Source organism: Escherichia sp. WS33 (genome assembly GCF_046486385.1).
Classification (GTDB): Bacteria; Pseudomonadota; Gammaproteobacteria; order Enterobacterales; family Enterobacteriaceae; genus ECMA0423.
In genome coordinates this window covers 33,652-51,868 of sequence record NZ_JBJQLJ010000003.1, presented here as the reverse complement: position 1 = coordinate 51,868, position 18,217 = coordinate 33,652, and the positions used below count along the sequence as shown (strand labels likewise).

The 18,217-nt window shown below is 38.9% G+C and carries 14 protein-coding genes and 2 pseudogenes; all 16 read left to right on the top strand.

Annotated features, from left to right (window positions below; translation table 11 throughout):
• The first annotated feature begins 10 nt into the window (after positions 1-10).
• The 16 genes and pseudogenes from wcaM (at position 11) to gndA (ending at position 18,059) form a co-directional block, all read left to right on the top strand.
• Complete coding sequence (gene wcaM / locus ACJHXA_RS03740; RefSeq protein WP_103756703.1) at positions 11-1,405, top strand: colanic acid biosynthesis protein WcaM; 1,395 nt, start codon at positions 11-13, stop codon at positions 1,403-1,405.
• 174 nt (positions 1,406-1,579) lie between these two features.
• A complete protein-coding gene (galF, locus tag ACJHXA_RS03735) occupies positions 1,580-2,473 on the top strand; it encodes a UTP--glucose-1-phosphate uridylyltransferase GalF (RefSeq protein WP_000183032.1) in 894 nt (297 codons plus the stop codon).
• A gap of 407 nt (positions 2,474-2,880) precedes the next feature.
• On the top strand, positions 2,881-3,990 hold the full coding sequence (wecB, locus tag ACJHXA_RS03730) for a non-hydrolyzing UDP-N-acetylglucosamine 2-epimerase (protein ID WP_072745518.1): 1,110 nt from the start codon (positions 2,881-2,883) through the stop codon (positions 3,988-3,990).
• Between the two features lie 3 nt (positions 3,991-3,993).
• Positions 3,994-5,079 (top strand): dTDP-glucose 4,6-dehydratase, encoded by a 1,086-nt coding sequence (rfbB, locus tag ACJHXA_RS03725; protein WP_112864584.1) that lies wholly within the window; start codon positions 3,994-3,996, stop codon positions 5,077-5,079.
• Positions 5,079-5,978, top strand: a complete 900-nt coding sequence (gene rfbD / locus ACJHXA_RS03720) for a dTDP-4-dehydrorhamnose reductase (protein WP_033553776.1) — start codon at positions 5,079-5,081, stop codon at positions 5,976-5,978. The genes rfbB and rfbD overlap by 1 nt, the downstream gene beginning before the upstream one ends.
• 53 nt (positions 5,979-6,031) lie before the next feature.
• Positions 6,032-6,910 (top strand): glucose-1-phosphate thymidylyltransferase RfbA, encoded by an 879-nt coding sequence (rfbA, locus tag ACJHXA_RS03715; RefSeq protein ID WP_103756980.1) that lies wholly within the window; start codon positions 6,032-6,034, stop codon positions 6,908-6,910.
• 2 nt (positions 6,911-6,912) lie between these two features.
• The gene (gene rfbC / locus ACJHXA_RS03710; protein ID WP_033553773.1) at positions 6,913-7,461 is read left to right on the top strand and encodes a dTDP-4-dehydrorhamnose 3,5-epimerase; all 549 of its coding nucleotides are present in this window, start codon (positions 6,913-6,915) and stop codon (positions 7,459-7,461) included.
• Positions 7,445-8,605, top strand: a complete 1,161-nt coding sequence (locus ACJHXA_RS03705) for a lipopolysaccharide biosynthesis protein (RefSeq protein WP_033553772.1) — start codon at positions 7,445-7,447, stop codon at positions 8,603-8,605. Before rfbC ends, ACJHXA_RS03705 begins: the two co-directional genes overlap by 17 nt.
• The gene (locus ACJHXA_RS03700) at positions 8,589-9,656 is read left to right on the top strand and encodes a polysaccharide pyruvyl transferase family protein (RefSeq protein ID WP_096841652.1); all 1,068 of its coding nucleotides are present in this window, start codon (positions 8,589-8,591) and stop codon (positions 9,654-9,656) included. The genes ACJHXA_RS03705 and ACJHXA_RS03700 overlap by 17 nt, the downstream gene beginning before the upstream one ends.
• Positions 9,657-9,671: 15 nt before the next feature.
• On the top strand, positions 9,672-11,093 hold the full coding sequence (locus tag ACJHXA_RS03695; protein ID WP_097403872.1) for a hypothetical protein: 1,422 nt from the start codon (positions 9,672-9,674) through the stop codon (positions 11,091-11,093).
• Positions 11,086-11,943, top strand: a complete 858-nt coding sequence (locus ACJHXA_RS03690; protein ID WP_097403870.1) for a glycosyltransferase — start codon at positions 11,086-11,088, stop codon at positions 11,941-11,943. The genes ACJHXA_RS03695 and ACJHXA_RS03690 overlap by 8 nt, the downstream gene beginning before the upstream one ends.
• A 333-nt stretch (positions 11,944-12,276) precedes the next feature.
• Positions 12,277-12,821 (top strand): annotated as a pseudogene (locus ACJHXA_RS03685) (sugar phosphate nucleotidyltransferase).
• A gap of 103 nt (positions 12,822-12,924) precedes the next feature.
• Positions 12,925-14,061: pseudogene (locus ACJHXA_RS03680) on the top strand (ISAs1-like element ISEc1 family transposase).
• 259 nt (positions 14,062-14,320) lie between these two features.
• The gene (locus ACJHXA_RS03675; RefSeq protein WP_197718114.1) at positions 14,321-15,436 is read left to right on the top strand and encodes a glycosyltransferase family 4 protein; all 1,116 of its coding nucleotides are present in this window, start codon (positions 14,321-14,323) and stop codon (positions 15,434-15,436) included.
• An 8-nt stretch (positions 15,437-15,444) separates the two neighbouring features.
• The gene (locus ACJHXA_RS03670; RefSeq protein ID WP_033554412.1) at positions 15,445-16,503 is read left to right on the top strand and encodes a DUF1972 domain-containing protein; all 1,059 of its coding nucleotides are present in this window, start codon (positions 15,445-15,447) and stop codon (positions 16,501-16,503) included.
• A 149-nt stretch (positions 16,504-16,652) separates the two neighbouring features.
• On the top strand, positions 16,653-18,059 hold the full coding sequence (gndA, locus tag ACJHXA_RS03665; RefSeq protein ID WP_033554411.1) for an NADP-dependent phosphogluconate dehydrogenase: 1,407 nt from the start codon (positions 16,653-16,655) through the stop codon (positions 18,057-18,059).
• Positions 18,060-18,217 lie beyond the last annotated feature (158 nt).

The following is an 18,217-nucleotide window of genomic DNA, read 5'->3' as shown; positions in this document are numbered from 1 at the left end:
AGGAGAACGTATGCCATTTAAAAAACTCTCCCGACGCACCTTCCTGACGGCAAGCTCGGCGCTTGCCTTCCTCCATACCCCTTTCGCCCGCGCGCTTCCCGCCCGACAAAGCGTTAACATTAACGACTACAACCCTCACGACTGGATCGCCTCATTTAAACAAGCCTTCAGCGAAGGGCAAACAGTCGTCGTGCCTGGCGGATTCGTTTGTGACAATATCAACACCGGCATCTTCATTCCTGCTGGCAAAACGTTACACATTCTTGGAAGCCTGCGCGGCAACGGCAGAGGGCGATTTGTCTTACAGGACGGCAGCCAGGTGACAGGGGAGAAGGGCGGCAGTATGCATAACATCACCCTGGATGTGCGTGGCTCTGACTGCACCATCAAAGGGCTGACTATGAGCGGCTTTGGCCCGGTAACGCAGATTTATATCGGCGGCAAAAACAAACGGGTCATGCGCAACCTGACCATCGATAACCTCACTGTCAGCCACGCTAATTACGCCATCTTACGCCAGGGATTTCATAACCAGATTATCGGTGCCAACATCACCAATTGTAAGTTCAGCGACTTACAGGGGGACGCTATTGAATGGAACGTGGCGATTAACGACAGTGATATTTTGATCTCCGACCACATCATCGAGCGCATCAACTGTACTAACGACAAAATCAACTGGGGCATCGGCATAGGTCTTTCGGGTAGTACCTACGATAACAACTACCCGGAAGACCAGGCAGTGAAAAACTTTGTCGTGGCGAATATCACGGGATCGGATTGTCGGCAGTTGATCCATGTTGAAAATGGTAAACATTTTGTTATTCGTAATATCAAAGCCCGCAATATCACGCCGGATTTCAGTAAGAAAGCAGGTATTGATAACGCCACAGTCGCTATTTACGGTTGTGACAATTTCGTGATTGATAATATTGAAATGATTAATAGCGCCGGGATGTTAATCGGCTATGGGGTAATTAAAGGCAAATATCTCTCGATACCGCAAAATTTCCGAGTGAATAATATTCAACTGGATAATACCCACCTTGCTTATAAATTGCGCGGCATCCAAATCTCTGCCGGGAATGCTGTCTCCTTTGTGGCACTGACTAACATTGAGATGAAGCGTGCCTCGTTGGAGTTACACAACAAACCGCAACACCTTTTTATGCGTAATATCAAAGTGATGCAGGAATCCTCTGTTGGACCAGCATTGAGCATGAACTTCGACATGCGTAAAGACGTTCGCGGCGTCTTTATGGCGAAAAAAGAAACACTGCTGTCACTTGCATATGTTCATGCGGTGAATGAAAAAGGGCAAAGCTCCGTCGATATCGACAGGATAAATCACCATATTGTTAATGTGGAAAAGATTAACTTTAGATTGCCGGAACGGAGGGAGTAGATTTGCGACAATTCCTGGAAAAATGGAGCCATACTTAGGAACAATGCTACTGCAATCCACAACGAAGCGGCGTAACATCACAAGTAATTCAGTAATCAATTCAGGGTAATTGATGCTGGCGAAAAAAATCGAACACGCTATAATTCAGCAACCATTTTACAGGTGGATGAAATAATGACGAATTTAAAAGCAGTTATTCCTGTAGCGGGTCTTGGGATGCATATGTTGCCTGCCACTAAGGCGATTCCCAAAGAGATGCTACCGATCGTCGACAAGCCAATGATTCAGTACATTGTTGACGAGATTGTGGCTGCAGGGATCAAAGAAATCCTCCTGGTAACTCACGCGTCCAAGAACGCGGTCGAAAACCACTTCGACACCTCTTATGAATTAGAATCTCTCCTTGAACTGCGCGTGAAGCGTCAACTACTGGCGGAAGTACAGTCCATTTGCCCGCCGGGTGTGACTATTATGAACGTGCGTCAGGGTGAACCTTTAGGTTTAGGCCACTCCATTTTATGTGCACGACCTGCCATTGGTGACAATCCGTTTGTCGTGGTACTGCCGGACGTTGTGATCGACGATGCCAGCGCCGACCCGCTGCGCTACAACCTTGCTGCCATGATTGCGCGCTTCAACGAAACGGGCCGCAGCCAGGTGCTGGCAAAACGTATGCCGGGTGACCTCTCTGAATACTCTGTCATCCAGACCAAAGAGCCGCTGGACCGCGAAGGTAAAGTCAGCCGCATTGTTGAATTCATCGAAAAACCGGATCAGCCGCAGACGCTGGACTCAGACATCATGGCCGTGGGCCGTTATGTGCTTTCTGCCGATATTTGGCCGGAACTGGAACGCACTCAGCCAGGTGCATGGGGACGTATCCAACTGACTGATGCCATTGCCGAACTGGCGAAAAAACAGTCTGTTGATGCCATGCTGATGACCGGCGACAGTTACGACTGTGGTAAAAAAATGGGTTATATGCAGGCATTTGTGAAGTATGGACTGCGCAACCTCAAAGAAGGGGCGAAGTTCCGTAAAGGGATTGAGAAGCTGTTAAGCGAATAATGAAAATCTGACCGGATGTAACGGTTGATAAGAAAATTGTAACGGCAGTGAAGATTCGTGGCGAAAGTAATTTGTTGCGAATATTCCTGCCGTTGTTTTATATAAACAATCAGAATAACAACGAGTTAGCAATAGGATTTTAGTCAAAGTTTTCCAGGATTTTCCTTGTTTCCAGAGCGGATTGGTAAGACAATTAGCGTTTGAATTTTTCGGGTTTAGCGCGAGTGGGTAACGCTCGTCACATCGTAGACATGCATGCAGTGCTCTGGTAGCTGTAAAGCCAGGGGCGGTAGCGTGGGTAATTAGATTGAGACAATCCGTTGAATGCGAGATTATTAGGTTCTGTTGTAATCCTTTAATCGTATTCAACTATAATTAAAGAGATAACAAAAGTGATTAAAAAGATAATGGTTGTTTTTGGTACAAGACCAGAAGCAATCAAAATGGCTCCTCTTGTGCATGAAATAAAAAAGAATCCCGAATTAGAACTGAAAGTATGTGTAACAGCGCAGCATCGTGAAATGTTGGATCAAGTTCTTGATTTGTTTAATATTAAACCAGATTACGATCTGAATCTTATGAAGACGGGTCAAACATTAAATGATATTACTTCCTCTATTTTAATTCACATCAAATCAATTCTAAAGAACTATAATCCTGATATTGTGCTTGTTCACGGTGATACAGCAACTACATTTGCAGTTAGCTTGGCTGCATATTATGAACAAATAGTCATTGGGCATATAGAGGCTGGGTTGCGGACAGGAAATATCTATTCACCTTGGCCAGAGGAAGCGAATCGTAAGTTAACATCAGTGTTAGCAGAATATCATTTCGCTCCAACGGAAACAGCAAAAATAAATTTATTAAGAGAAGGGTGTCCTGAGTATAAAATTACTGTTACTGGGAATACTGTTATTGATGCTCTACATATGGTAAAAGACAAAATAGATAAAAATTTAAGTCTTAGAGCAAAATTAGATAATCAATTTTCTTTTCTAAAGAACGATAAAAAAATAATTCTTGTCACAGGTCATCGTCGTGAAAGTTTTGGCAGAGGATTTGAAAACATTTGTGAAGCATTAGCATTAATTGCAAAAAATCATGACGATGTACAGATAGTTTATCCTGTACATATGAATCCTAATGTACAAGAACCTGTGAATAGAATTCTTTCGGGAATTGAAAATATTCACTTGATTGAACCGCAGCAGTACCTGCAGTTTATATATTTAATGGACCGTTCTTATCTGATTATAACTGATTCGGGAGGTATTCAGGAAGAAGCTCCATCTTTAGGTAAACCTGTTTTGGTTATGCGGGAAACCACAGAACGTCCCGAAGCTATTAAGGCGGGCACAGTTAAACTGGTCGGTGCGAATAAAGAAAACATCGTTCGCGAAGTAAATGAGCTGTTGGATTGCAAAGAAGCTTATAATGCAATGAGTTTTGCACATAACCCATATGGCAATGGTACATCATCTAAAATAATCATCTCTAAATTGATATCTTCATAAATTATGAAAATACTTGTTACTGGTGGCGCAGGATTTATTGGTTCTGCTGTAGTTCGTCACATTATAAAAAATACGCAGGATAGTGTTGTTAATGTCGATAAATTAACGTACGCCGGAAACCTGGAATCGCTTGCTGATGTTTCTGATTCTAAACGCTATGTTCTTGAACATGCAGATATTTGCGATGCAGCTGCAATGGCACGGATTTTTGCTCAGCATCAGGCGGATGCAGTGATGCACTTGGCTGCTGAAAGCCATGTGGATCGTTCCATTACAGGCCCTGCGACATTTATTGAAACCAATATAGTTGGTACTTATGTCCTTTTAGAAGCCGCTCGCAATTACTGGTCTGCTCTTGATAGCGACAAGAAAAATAGCTTCCGTTTTCATCATATTTCTACTGACGAAGTATATGGTGATTTGCCTCATCCAGATGAAGTAAATAATAACGAAGAATTACCCTTATTTACTGAGAGGACAGCTTACGCGCCAAGCAGCCCTTATTCCGCATCAAAAGCATCCAGCGATCATTTAGTCCGTGCGTGGAAACGTACCTATGGTTTACCGACCATTGTGACTAACTGTTCGAATAACTACGGTCCTTATCACTTTCCGGAAAAATTGATTCCACTAGTAATTCTTAATGCTCTGGAAGGTAAGGCATTGCCTATTTATGGTAAAGGGGATCAAATTCGCGACTGGCTGTATGTTGAAGATCATGCACGTGCGTTATATACCGTCGTAACCGAAGGTAAAGCGGGTGAAACTTATAACATTGGTGGACACAACGAAAAGAAAAACATCGATGTAGTGCTCACTATTTGTGATTTGTTGGATGAGATTGTACCGAAAGAGAAATCTTACCGCGAGCAAATTACTTATGTTGCCGATCGTCCGGGACACGATCGCCGTTATGCCATTGATGCTGAGAAGATTGGTCGCGAATTGGGATGGAAACCACAGGAAACGTTTGAGAGCGGGATTCGGAAGACAGTGGAATGGTACCTGTCCAATACAAAATGGGTTGATAATGTGAAAAGTGGTGCCTATCAATCGTGGATTGAACAGAACTATGAGGGCCGCCAGTAATGAATATTCTCCTTTTCGGCAAAACAGGGCAGGTAGGTTGGGAACTACAGCGTGCTCTGGCACCTTTGGGTAATTTGATTGCTCTTGATGTTCACTCCACTGATTATTGTGGTGATTTCAGCAACCCCGAAGGTGTGGCTGAAACCGTAAAAAAAATTCGTCCTGACGTTATTGTTAATGCTGCTGCTCATACCGCAGTAGATAAGGCTGAGTCAGAACCCAAATTTGCACAATTACTCAATGCGACAAGTGTTGAAGCGATTGCGAAAGCAGCCAATGAGGTCAGTGCCTGGGTTATTCACTACTCTACTGACTACGTATTTCCGGGAACAGGTGAAATACCATGGCAGGAGGCGGATGCAACCGCACCGCTGAACGTTTATGGAGAAACCAAGTTAGCCGGAGAAAAAGCATTACAAGAGCATTGTGCGAAGCACCTTATTTTTCGGACCAGCTGGGTCTATGCAGGTAAAGGAAATAACTTCGCCAAAACGATGTTGCGTCTGGCAAAAGAGCGCGAAGAACTAGCCGTTATTAATGATCAGTTTGGCGCGCCAACGGGCGCAGAGTTGCTAGCTGATTGTACGGCACATGCTATTCGTGTTGCATTAAATAAACCGGAAGTTGCAGGCTTGTACCATCTGGTTGCTAGTGGTACGACAACTTGGTATGAATATGCTTCTCTTATTTTTTCCGAGGCAAGAAAAGCAGGTATCCAATTGGCAATCAAAAAATTAAATGCTATTCCGACCACCTGCTATCCGACACCAGCACTGCGTCCTCTTAATTCCCGCTTAAATACGGAAAAATTTCAGCAATGTTTCGACTTGACATTACCTATGTGGAATATCGGTGTTAAACGAATGATTAACGAATTATTCACTATAGAGAAGATTTAACTTACTGGTGTTTTAAGATTAAAAAAACAATTCACCACATAAAGAGTATATAAATGACAATTCGTAAAGGTATTATTCTTGCTGGTGGTTCGGGTACTCGTCTGTATCCTGTAACCATGGCGGTAAGCAAACAGCTCTTGCCAATATATGATAAACCAATGATTTATTATCCGCTATCAACATTAATGTTAGCAGGGATTAGAGATATCTTAATTATAAGTACCCCACAAGACACGCCTCGCTTTGAACAATTATTAGGTGATGGTAGTCAATGGGGATTAAATCTTCAGTATAAAGTACAGCCAAGCCCAAATGGATTAGCTCAGGCGTTTATCATAGGCGAAGAGTTTATTGATGGTGACAGTTGTGCACTGATTCTTGGCGATAATATTTTTTATGGCCACGATTTGCCAAAACAGCTTGAAAATGCTGTAGCTAAAGATACGGGGGCAACGGTTTTTGCTTATCATGTGACTGACCCAGAGCGCTATGGTGTCGTTGAGTTTGATAAATCTGGGACAGCTATTAGCTTAGAAGAAAAACCATTAATACCTAAAAGTAACTATGCTGTTACTGGCCTATATTTTTACGATAGAGGCGTAGTAGAGATAGCTAAGAGTTTAAAACCATCAGTTCGTGGTGAATATGAAATAACAGATCTTAATCGAATCTACCTTGAGCAAGGTCGTCTTTCTGTAACGATGATGGGACGCGGTTATGCATGGCTGGATACCGGGACACATCAAAGTTTAATTGAAGCAAGTAACTTTATTTCTACAATCGAAGAACGTCAGGGGTTGAAAGTTTCTTGCCCGGAAGAAATTGCCTACAGAAAAGGTTTTATTGATGCGGAGCAGGTTAAACTCCTTGCGAAGCCGCTAAAAAAAAATACATATGGGAAATATTTATTGAATATGGTTAAAGAACTATGAGCATGAATGTTATAAAAACTGAAATTCCTGAAGTACTCATTATTGAGCCACAGATATTTAGTGACGAGCGTGGGTACTTTTTTGAAAGCTTCAATCAGAAGTTATTTGACGATGTTGTGAATCGCCACGTTGAATTTGTACAGGATAATCATTCAAGATCGAGTAAGGGAGTGCTTAGAGGCTTACATTATCAATTGCCACCGTTCGCGCAAGCGAAACTAGTTCGCTGTATTGTTGGCGAAGTATTTGATGTCGCTGTTGATATTCGAACTATGTCCCCTACGTTTGGGCATTGGGTTGGTGTACGGTTGTCAGCAGAAAATAAACGTCAACTTTGGATCCCAGAGGGTTTTGCTCATGGTTTTCTAACTTTAAGTGAAAATGCAGAGTTTGCATATAAAACAACGAACTTTTATTGTAAAGAAGCTGAGGCTGGTATAATCTGGAATGATCCACAAATTAATATTAAATGGCCAGAAAATAACATGGAATTCATTCTCTCGACTAAGGATGTAATCCTGCCATGCTTGACTGATGCTCGCCATTTCTAACATAAAAATGAATAAATCCATATTAATAACATTTGCCGGTGGCTTGTTATCTGCAGTATTAACTTTTTTTGTAAATATTATTGCAGCTAAATATCTAATAGTAAGAGAATTTACTCAGTTTGCAGTTTTTATCAACAGTACAGTCATACTTAGTGCTGTGTTTGAATTTGGTCTTTCTTCCTCATTAGTTGTGTTATACAAGAAGAAAGGCAGACATTACTGCGAAGTTCTTTCCTCACATGCAATATTTTTGATGTGTATATTATTTATTGTAATATCTCCTATCTTATATGCATATTGGAGTATTGGTGGTGTAATTTGTTTACTTGCTTCATTTTTGATTACAGTCCACAAAATATTAAATGTTTTTAATCAAATTGATGAGCTTTGGGGGCGATATTCATTTAACAATATACTTTGCAATTTCGTTAAGCTAAATTTTGTTCTGTTTGCTGTCATTCTTCATCCCGAAAATGTTATTTATGCATTGTGGGCTTTAGCTATTGCTTACATAGTCTCTATTATTTATATGATTTCTGGACGAAATATTAAGCTCAGACTCTATAAGGATGGTGTAAATTTTAGAACAGAGTTTAATTTACTGTTTAAGTTTTATCTCATTACTGCAATTGTCGCATTGTTAATGCGCGTTGATGTGCTTATTATTAATTATGTAGGGCTAAACGCAGCTGATTATTTTATAGCTAGTACATTATGTATGTTAATTCCCCTACTCAATTCATCTGTCACGTCAGTTTTGGTAAAAGTGGGTACGAATCATGTACGAAATAAACATAAGATTAGATTGATTATTTTTATAATATTAGGTTATCTTTTATGTTCAAAATATGTAATTACAATACTCTATGATGAGCAATATAAAGATGCCACAAACATTATGTACATTTTAGCTGTTGCGTATGCCATTGGCCTCTACTTTACCGACAAAGAAAGTGAGTTATATCATCAATCTAATAATAGATTACTCTATTTAAAAATATCCCAACTTTCCGTTCTTGCATTTGGTTCTTTCCCACTTCTATTTTACATGGGGGAAACAGGAATGGCATGTGCTGTCCTCTTGTCAAGACTTTCAGGCTGGGTTTATCTTATTACGATGTGCAAAAATGAACAAAAAAAATGAAATTACTCTATGGGGTTACTACGGCTTCAATAATCTCGGTGATGATGTAATGCTTGATGTCTGTCTTAAGGAGATTAAATCAACTAAAAAATATGAAACTATAAATGTATATGGTAACTATCAAGAAATAGACAAAATTGATGGTGTAGTTTTTCACCCATTAGCAGGGATAAAGAATAAGGTGGAGTTTCTGAAATCTATTCTTAAATCTGATAAATTAATATGGGGAGGGGGTACCTGTTTTTATAAAGATAATAACACTGGATATTCTGGTTTGTTTCTTCTATTCGTAATTTCTTTATTTTGTGTGTTGTTCCGTAAAAAGAATTTTTTCCTCGGTATTGGCTTAGGAAAATTAAATTCATCCTTATCTAGAGTATTGACCATAATAACTTTATCATTGAGCACATTATCAATATTTCGTGATGTAAATTCTTACAATAAAGCACTGAGTTTAGTAAACCCCAAAAAGGTTGGTTTTGGTGGTGATCTGGTATTATTATATGATATTTTAGAAAGAAGTAATAAGTTTTATGGAATAGAACGGAGATATATTTCTGTTTCGGGTCATTATGCCTATGCTAATGATGTTGGATATATTGAAAATTTCACGTGTGCAATAATTAAAATAGCTAAACATCATAACATTAAAGATATAGTTTTTGTTTCAATGCACCAAATGCCTGAAAGTAACGATCATATTTTTCATAAGAAATTAAAGACTAAGCTTCCTGATAATTTCAATTTATTATTTTCTGATTATGTTGATTCAGTTAACTTGCTTAAAAATTCTACCTTTCATATTGGCATGCGTTTGCACTCAATAGTATTCGCTTCGATCAATTCTGTACCTATTGTACCTTTTAGCTATTCGCCAAAGATAAACTCTTTCATCAATACTATGTTTCTTGACGCTAAAGTATTTGATGGTTATTCCAATATATTTAACTTGTCGATTGATGATCTTATTTGTAAAGAAATTAATAATGAAAACCTGAATGCTGAAAAAGACAGGGCATTAATCACTATAAAGCATGTATTATCTTTTTAGATAAATGGATGAAATATGACACTGAAAGACTGGCGTTATATAGTTTTTTGGGCGGTATTTTCCTTTGTATGGATTACCTTCTGTGCTGATAATGTATTAGGATTTATTATATCAGTATTAATGTTTGTTATATTGTTATGGTACGGGGTTTTCAGGAAGGAAACAATTTTACAAGTAATACTTCTGTTGCTATTTCTTATTCCAGAGTATCCTCGTGATATCTTATTTTTATATGATGCGCTTGATGCAAAAGAGATTTTTTATAATACGATTAATACTGTTAAGATTGGTCCTTTAACTCTTTATTATTGGGCAATGATAAGTTTACCAATAGTAATCATTGTTAAAAGTGGGCTTAAAATAAGTTATGCTTCGGGAGTCGCTGTTTCTATATTAATTGGTGTGATTATATATTTATTTCTTGTAACACTTGCCAGTTCGCAATCATTCAATTTATCAACTGCAATTACAAATGTAAAAATATATACTATATTATTATGTACATTCTTACTTCTGTCGAATTGGAAAGAACAGGAGTTAAAAGCTGTCTTAAATAACTTTCTAATTTTTTTGCCAGTTATTATTGGTCTTCGTGTGATATTATTTATCACATATGACTTTACGCTTGGAACACCTTCTTGGGATTATTTTACACAACCACTTATTACCGTTATTGCCTTTATATATTTGCTACAGAACAATAATAAGACCATTATCGAAAAATCATTAACATACCGTATTCTATTCTACATTTCTCTGTTTTCATTAAGCCGTGCATTAATTGCTATTGTCGTAATTTCTTTCATTGTGGCAATGTTTCTTTCAAAAAAGAGGGTGCTAAAAATGAAAGTACTCATTGAAGTCGTTCCTTTTATTACGATACTATGCTTTACAGTTCTGGTTACTAATCCTAATTTATATAATTTTTTACTCTGGAAAGTTTCAGATTTGAATGTTTTTGAAAGTAAAAAAGAAATTTCAGGTTCTGGAAAAGTAAGGCAATACGAAATACTTAATATACTCGATGGCACTGATAGTAGCGATAAAACTATTTTGATCGGGTTTGGGTTATCTGGTCACTTCAATTTTGATAAACACAAATTACCAATACAAGAAGCTTTAGACAGTAAAAGCTTCTCTGAAGTTGAACGATTAGAAAATAGATTTTATTTCCCACATTCATTTTTGGCTGCAAATCTTTTACGTGGAGGAATTCTCCTGACTTTAATTTATGTCTTCGTGCATCTAGCCCTTGCAATTCATTTTTATCGAAGGCGTGATTTCTATTTATCAATGCTTTCTATATTCTTAATTTATAATTCTTATGTCCGTGTTGAATATGCGATACTATTATCAATACTGATATTACTTGCCTTATTTACACACAAGGGACGTTCTATAAATATTGATATGATAAGGCAACAACCAAATGAGTAAAGTGACATTAATTTCAACTGTTTTTAATGAGGCTGGTTCAATCCAACGTTTTTGTGATTCTATATTGATTCAAACTGTTATTCCCGACGAAATAGTCATTGTTGATGGTGGCTCGACTGATGACACGGTATCTCTAATTCAGAATGCTTTAAGCTGCATTGGAAAACAATGTAGTCTAAATGTAATTGTTGATCCGCTTTGTTCCAAAAAATACTCAAGTGGGCCTATAGCTCGCGGCAGAAATGTTGCTATACAAAATGCATCCTATAACCAAATTCTTGTCACTGATGCTGGCTGCATAGTTGACAAAAATTGGGTTAAAAATATGAAAGCGTGTTTTGATTCAGGAGCTGAGATAGTTTCAGGAACGTATAAAGCTCGAGTTACGAATAAATTCCAAGCATATATTGCTGATGTTTTCTGTCCAGAGCTTCCCGAATATATATCCATAAAACAGTTTCTCCCAAGCTCCCGTTCTTTAGGCTTTACAAAGGATATATGGAAAAAGACGGGGGGATATCCAGAAGATTCATATACAGCAGAAGATACCGTATTTATTCTTCGCGCATTTGAATTGACTGACAAAATTAAAATAGCCTATGATGCATTTGTTTATTGGGATCTACCGAAAGATTTTTTTGAGTTTAAAACAAAACTAATTAGTTATGGTATTGGCGATGGATTTCATCGGTTGGATAAAAAAAAATATTTTTTAAGATTTGTAGCACTTGTTGCATTCCCATTAACGATCCTAATTATGCTTCTGAAAAGAAAAAAATTGATAGCACTACCAATGTATTATTATATGTTAAGAGGTTATTGCAAGGGCCTCAGGGGTAGAAGCTTATGAACATGATTCATGAAGAAAACTGTATTATTCCAGTTATTATGGCGGGTGGCTCAGGAGCTCGTTAGTGGCCCTTTCAAGGTCTGCTTATCCCAAGCAATTTTTGAAATTGATGAGTGATAAAATTTATTGCAAGATACACTAAGTAGACTAGTTGATATAACGTCCCGTAAAATTATAGTTATGAGTAATGAGGGCTATCGTTTTATTGTTACCGGGCAATTATAATATATTAACTATAATAATGTCGATATTTTACTCGAACCTGAAGCTAAAAATACAGCGCTAGCAATTGCATAATCCGCTTTTCATGCTTTAAGTTTTGATGCTGATGCAATTCTAATCGTTTGGGCCGCAGACCATTATATTAGTGATACGAATAAATTTACTTATATATTTAATAAGGGTATTAAAGTCGTATCTGAAGGATATATTGTAACATTCGGTGTATTATCTGATAAAGCTGAAACCGGTTACGGTTATATTCGTTCGGGAGATAAAATAGGCAGTAATCTCTATAAGATTGATTCATTTGTTGAAAAAAACTCTATTGAGAAAGCTACCCATTATCTTTTGAAGGGGCTTATCTATGTAACAGTGTAATGTTTGTATGCAAAGCATCTACTTATCTTAATGAGCTAAAGCGATATGCTCCGGACATATATTTTGCATGTGAACAATCAATTGCTAATTCAGCCATGGATATGGATTTTAACCGGGTTGATGGCAAGGTGTTTTCACAATCGCCACAAAATTCTATTGATTATGCAGGGATGGGGCATACTTCACTAAGTGCTGTTATACCCTTTGATTCTACATGGAGTGACATAGGTTTATGGTCAGGGAAAGATCACGTAACGCTGCTTTTTTGTACTAAATAATTCGCATTTTATGTTTAAAAATTGAGATATTCCTCATTACTTAAAGCTGTTTTTTATTACTTAGACATGATCAAATACTCCTTATATAATTAAGGAGAACAAAATGGAACTTAAAAAATTGATGGAGCATATTTCTATTATCCCCGATTACAGACAAGCCTGGAAAGTGGAACATAAATTATCGGATATTCTACTGTTGACTATTTGTGCCGTTATTTCTGGTGCAGAGGGTTGGGAAGATATAGAGGATTTTGGGGAAACTCATCTCGATTTTTTGAAGCAATATGGTGATTTTGAAAATGGTATTCCTGTTCACGATACCATTGCCAGAGTTGTATCCTGTATCAGTCCTGCAAAATTTCACGAGTGCTTTATTAACTGGATGCGTGACTGCCATTCTTCAGATGATAAAGACGTCATTGCAATTGATGGAAAAACGCTCCGGCACTCTTATGACAAGAGTCGCCGCAGGGGAGCGATTCATGTCATTAGTGCATTCTCAACAATGCACAGTCTGGTCATCGGACAGATCAGGACGGATGAGAAATCTAATGAGATTACAGCTATCCCAGAACTTCTTAACATGCTGGATATTAAAGGAAAAATCATCACAACTGATGCGATGGGTTGACAGAAAGATATTGCAGAGAAGATACAAAAACAGGGCGGTGATTATTTATTCGCGGTAAAAGGAAACCAGGGGCGGCTAAATAAAGCCTTCGAGGAAAAATTTCCGCTGAAAGAATTAAATAATCCAGAGCATGACAGTTACGCAATTAGTGAAAAGAGTCACGGCAGAGAAGAAATCCGTCTTCATATTGTTTGCGATGTCCCTGATGAACTTATTGATTTCACGTTTGAATGGAAAGGACTGAAAAAATTATGCGTGGCAGTCTCCTTTCGGTCAATAATAGCAGAACAAAAGAAAGAGCCCGAAATGACGGTCAGATATTATATCAGTTCTGCTGATTTAACCGCAGAGAAGTTCGCCACAGCAATCCGAAACCACTGGCATGTGGAGAATAAGCTGCACTGGCGTCTGGACGTGGTAATGAATGAAGACGACTGCAAAATAAGAAGAGGAAATGCAGCAGAATTATTTTCAGGGATACGGCACATTGCTATTAATATTTTGACGAATGATAAGGTATTCAAGGCAGGGTTAAGACGTAAGATGCGAAAAGCAGCCATGGACAGAAACTATCTCGCGTCAGTCCTTGCGGGGAGCGGGCTTTCGTAATCTTGCCCTGGAGAACCTCATAAGTTGATGAATAATCTTGATATATCAATAAATATGGGTAACAGAGATTATACTGATGATGTTAGATTGACCTTGGTTGATTCATCTATTATTCAAATTCGTTCATCAGTAAATACACCTGAATTAAGAATTTATTCAGAATCTTCTAGCCAAGAAAAGTCAATGTATTACGTTTTTTCGTGTATGTAACGATTAATAGATTTTGTTAAGTGCTGAATATTATCTGGGGTAAGAATCTATGCTGAAAGTTTTGTTTGTTTCTCGACCTACATTGTTTAGTGGGCCTGGAGGTGACACCATACAATTATTAAAGACAAAACAATATCTTGAGAATATTGGTGTGGAAATTGATATCTTCGATGGAAAGGATGTCGATATCAAGGAGTATGATTTGGTTCATTTCTTTAATCTAAGAAATCCGCAAGATATTCTTCATCTTGTTAGAAAAACAAAAAAATTTAATAAACCCATGGCGCTGTCAACTATATGGGGAACTTACTATGAATGTGATCAAAAGGCAAGGGTTGGGGTGCAGCGTTGGGTCGCTAATACTTTTCCTGAAAGTTTTGTTGAATATTTGAAAACTGCTGCGAGAATCTTTAAAAATAGAAATTTTCATGCAGGTACTATTGAATATATCTTAAAAGGGCATAAGTCCTCCCAAAAAGAAATAGCGTCTATTGTGGACGTATTGCTTCCAAATAGTCCAACGGAACTTGCTCGTGTTCGTCGCGATATGGGATTGTCCGGAAAAAGAGGAATATCTGTTGCTAACGCTGTTGATTTAAAAGTTTTTGATTACAATAAGGTTGATACCTCAAAATATCAACACTTCGAAGGATGCTTGCTGAGCGCTGCTCGAATCGAGATTAGAAAGTGTCAACTTGATCTTATCCGAGCTTGTCAAGGCTTACCCTATAAATTAGTCTTAGTTGGAAAGCCTAGTCCTAATAGTATACAGTACTATGAACAGTGTAAGAAAGAAGCCGGAGATAATGTTACGTTCATAGAGCATGTTTCGCAGGAAGAGTTAGCGGCCTTATACAAGGTAGCCAAAGCTCATGCATTAATTTCTTGGATGGAAACTCCGGGGCTTTCAACACTTGAAGCTGCCGTAATGAATTGTAATGTGCTCGTTACCGATCGCGGTGACACAGAATACTATTTCCAGAATATGGCTGTTTATTGTGAACCAGGGGATGTGGCATCTATTCGTACAGGTGTTATAAATGTTATGGAAAAGGAATTTAATGATGAACTGAAAAATCGAGTTGTTACCAATTTTACTTGGGAGCACACAGCTCAACAAACGCTCGAAGGCTATAAACTAGCAATTCAACTCCATCAGGAATGATTAATAGTATGAAGAAGATAGCAATTATTGGTACAGTAGGCATTCCTGCTTGTTATGGAGGTTTCGAATCTTTAGTTCAGAATCTCGTTGATTATCAATCTAGTGATGTTAGCTACACAGTATTTTGCTCATCAAAATCTTACCACTTAAAACAAAATACTTATAAATCAGCTCAACTCAAATACATACCTCTTAAGGCTAACGGTATTTCCAGTATACCTTATGATATTATTAGTTTAGTGCGTTGCCTTCGAATAAAATACGATGTGATTCTTATCTTGGGAGTTTCTGGATGCATGGTACTACCTTTGTTTCGTCTGTTTTCAAGGTCCCGGGTGGTTACAAATATAGATGGGCTGGAGTGGCGCCGTGATAAGTGGGGGAAGGTCACTAAAGCCTTTCTCAAATTTTCTGAAAGAATTGCTGTTAAGTTCTCTGATGTTATAATTGCAGATAACCAAGCTATCAGTGATTATGTGAAGTCTGAATACAACAAGGATAGTATTGTTATTGCCTATGGCGGTGAGCATGCAGTAATTAATGACGCTGTCATATCGGATGAAAAATCGGATTATTATCTTTCACTTTGTCGTATTGAGCCTGAAAATAATGTCTCTATGATTCTAGCTGCCTTTGCTAATTCGCGTTACAAACTTAAATTTGTTGGCAATTGGAATAATAGTGAGTATGGTCTTTTGTTGAAAGATAAATATAGTAAATTTGACAATATTGAAATCATTGATTCTATATATGACATTGAACAGCTATTTATACTTAGGAATATGTGTAAAGGATATATTCATGGGCATAGTGCTGGGGGAACTAATCCATCTCTAGTGGAAGCTATGCAATTTGGTATGGATATTTTCGCTTATGATTGTAGTTTTAATAGATACACAACAGAACAAAATGCACACTACTTTTCCAGTTCGTCGGAGCTATGCAAAATTATAGATGAAATGGAAATTGGTAATATCCCAAAAAATGGTAAAATCATGTCGGAAATTGCTCAATGTAGATACCAGTGGTCAATAATTAGTCGCATGTATGAAGATACCTATAAATAGTGTCTTTTAAAAGGCTGGCCTACCATCAATACTGCATCGTTCTTTCCTTAATTCGTATCTTCCGCTATCCATATTTATAGATCCTGAGTTAACATCAGTGAAAACAAGCGTGTATTAGTGCGCGGTGACCCCCCTGACAGGAGTAAACAATGTCAAAGCAACAGATCGGCGTCGTAGGTATGGCAGTGATGGGGCGCAACCTTGCGCTCAACATCGAAAGCCGTGGTTATACCGTCTCTATTTTCAACCGTTCCCGTGAGAAGACGGAAGAAGTGATTGCCGAAAATCCAGGCAAGAAACTGGTTCCTTACTATACGGTGAAAGAGTTTGTTGAATCTCTGGAAACGCCTCGTCGCATCCTGTTAATGGTGAAAGCAGGTGCAGGCACGGATGCTGCTATTGATTCCCTTAAGCCATACCTCGATAAAGGTGACATCATCATTGATGGTGGTAATACCTTCTTCCAGGACACCATTCGCCGTAATCGTGAGCTTTCTGCAGAAGGCTTTAACTTCATTGGTACCGGTGTTTCCGGAGGCGAAGAAGGTGCGTTGAAAGGTCCTTCCATTATGCCTGGTGGGCAGAAAGAAGCCTATGAGCTTGTTGCGCCGATCCTGACCAAAATCGCCGCAGTGGCTGAAGACGGTGAGCCATGCATTACCTATATCGGTGCCGATGGTGCAGGTCACTATGTGAAGATGGTTCACAACGGTATTGAATATGGTGATATGCAACTGATTGCTGAAGCCTATTCTCTGCTTAAAGGTGGCCTGAACCTAACCAACAAAGAACTAGCTCAGACCTTTACTGAGTGGAATAACAGTGAACTGAGCAGCTACCTGATCGACATCACCAAAGATATCTTCACCAAAAAAGATGAAGACGGTAACTACCTGGTTGATGTGATTCTGGATGAAGCGGCTAACAAAGGTACCGGTAAATGGACTAGCCAGAGTGCGCTGGATCTCGGCGAACCGCTGTCGCTGATTACCGAGTCTGTGTTTGCACGTTATATCTCTTCTCTGAAAGATCAGCGTGTAGCCGCGTCTAAAGTTCTCTCTGGCCCGCAAGCGCAGCCAGCAGGCGACAAAGGTGAGTTCATCGAAAAAGTTCGTCGTGCGCTGTATCTGGGTAAAATCGTTTCTTACGCTCAGGGCTTCTCTCAGCTGCGTGCTGCGTCTGAAGAGTACAACTGGGATCTGAACTACGGTGAAATCGCGAAGATTTTCCGTGCTGGCTGCATCATCCGTGCGCAGTTCCTGCAGAAAATCACCGATGCATATGCCGAAAATCCGCAGATCGCTAACCTGCTGTTGGCTCCGTACTTCAAGCAAATTGCCGATGACTACCAGCAGGCGCTGCGTGATGTCGTTGCTTATGCAGTACAGAACGGTATCCCGGTTCCTACCTTCGCCGCTGCGGTTGCTTATTATGATAGCTACCGTGCCGCTGTTTTGCCTGCGAACCTGATCCAGGCACAGCGTGACTATTTCGGTGCGCATACTTATAAGCGCATTGATAAAGAAGGTGTGTTCCATACCGAATGGCTGGATTAATCTGATTTAACCAACAATAAAATTGAGGCCCGGCGTATATTGCGTCGGGCTTTTTGTGCACAGAAAACCCCCAGCTAGGCTGGGGGTTCCGGAAAGCTTTCAGCTTTGAGCCAGTTATTAAAACCCCTTTTGATTTGTTAAAACACCTTGCGGTCTGG

What these genes read in the sequence shown, in the direction of transcription:
- wcaM (WP_103756703.1), top strand. Translation starts at nt 11, where the DNA reads ATGCCATTTAAAAAACTCTCCCGACGCACCTTCCTGACGGCAAGCTCG.
- galF (WP_000183032.1), top strand. Translation starts at nt 1,580, where the DNA reads ATGACGAATTTAAAAGCAGTTATTCCTGTAGCGGGTCTTGGGATGCAT.
- wecB (WP_072745518.1), top strand. Translation starts at nt 2,881, where the DNA reads ATGGTTGTTTTTGGTACAAGACCAGAAGCAATCAAAATGGCTCCTCTT.
- rfbB (WP_112864584.1), top strand. Translation starts at nt 3,994, where the DNA reads ATGAAAATACTTGTTACTGGTGGCGCAGGATTTATTGGTTCTGCTGTA.
- rfbD (WP_033553776.1), top strand. Translation starts at nt 5,079, where the DNA reads ATGAATATTCTCCTTTTCGGCAAAACAGGGCAGGTAGGTTGGGAACTA.
- rfbA (WP_103756980.1), top strand. Translation starts at nt 6,032, where the DNA reads ATGACAATTCGTAAAGGTATTATTCTTGCTGGTGGTTCGGGTACTCGT.
- rfbC (WP_033553773.1), top strand. Translation starts at nt 6,913, where the DNA reads ATGAATGTTATAAAAACTGAAATTCCTGAAGTACTCATTATTGAGCCA.
- ACJHXA_RS03705 (WP_033553772.1), top strand. Translation starts at nt 7,445, where the DNA reads ATGCTCGCCATTTCTAACATAAAAATGAATAAATCCATATTAATAACA.
- ACJHXA_RS03700 (WP_096841652.1), top strand. Translation starts at nt 8,589, where the DNA reads ATGAACAAAAAAAATGAAATTACTCTATGGGGTTACTACGGCTTCAAT.
- ACJHXA_RS03695 (WP_097403872.1), top strand. Translation starts at nt 9,672, where the DNA reads ATGACACTGAAAGACTGGCGTTATATAGTTTTTTGGGCGGTATTTTCC.
- ACJHXA_RS03690 (WP_097403870.1), top strand. Translation starts at nt 11,086, where the DNA reads ATGAGTAAAGTGACATTAATTTCAACTGTTTTTAATGAGGCTGGTTCA.
- ACJHXA_RS03675 (WP_197718114.1), top strand. Translation starts at nt 14,321, where the DNA reads ATGCTGAAAGTTTTGTTTGTTTCTCGACCTACATTGTTTAGTGGGCCT.
- ACJHXA_RS03670 (WP_033554412.1), top strand. Translation starts at nt 15,445, where the DNA reads ATGAAGAAGATAGCAATTATTGGTACAGTAGGCATTCCTGCTTGTTAT.
- gndA (WP_033554411.1), top strand. Translation starts at nt 16,653, where the DNA reads ATGTCAAAGCAACAGATCGGCGTCGTAGGTATGGCAGTGATGGGGCGC.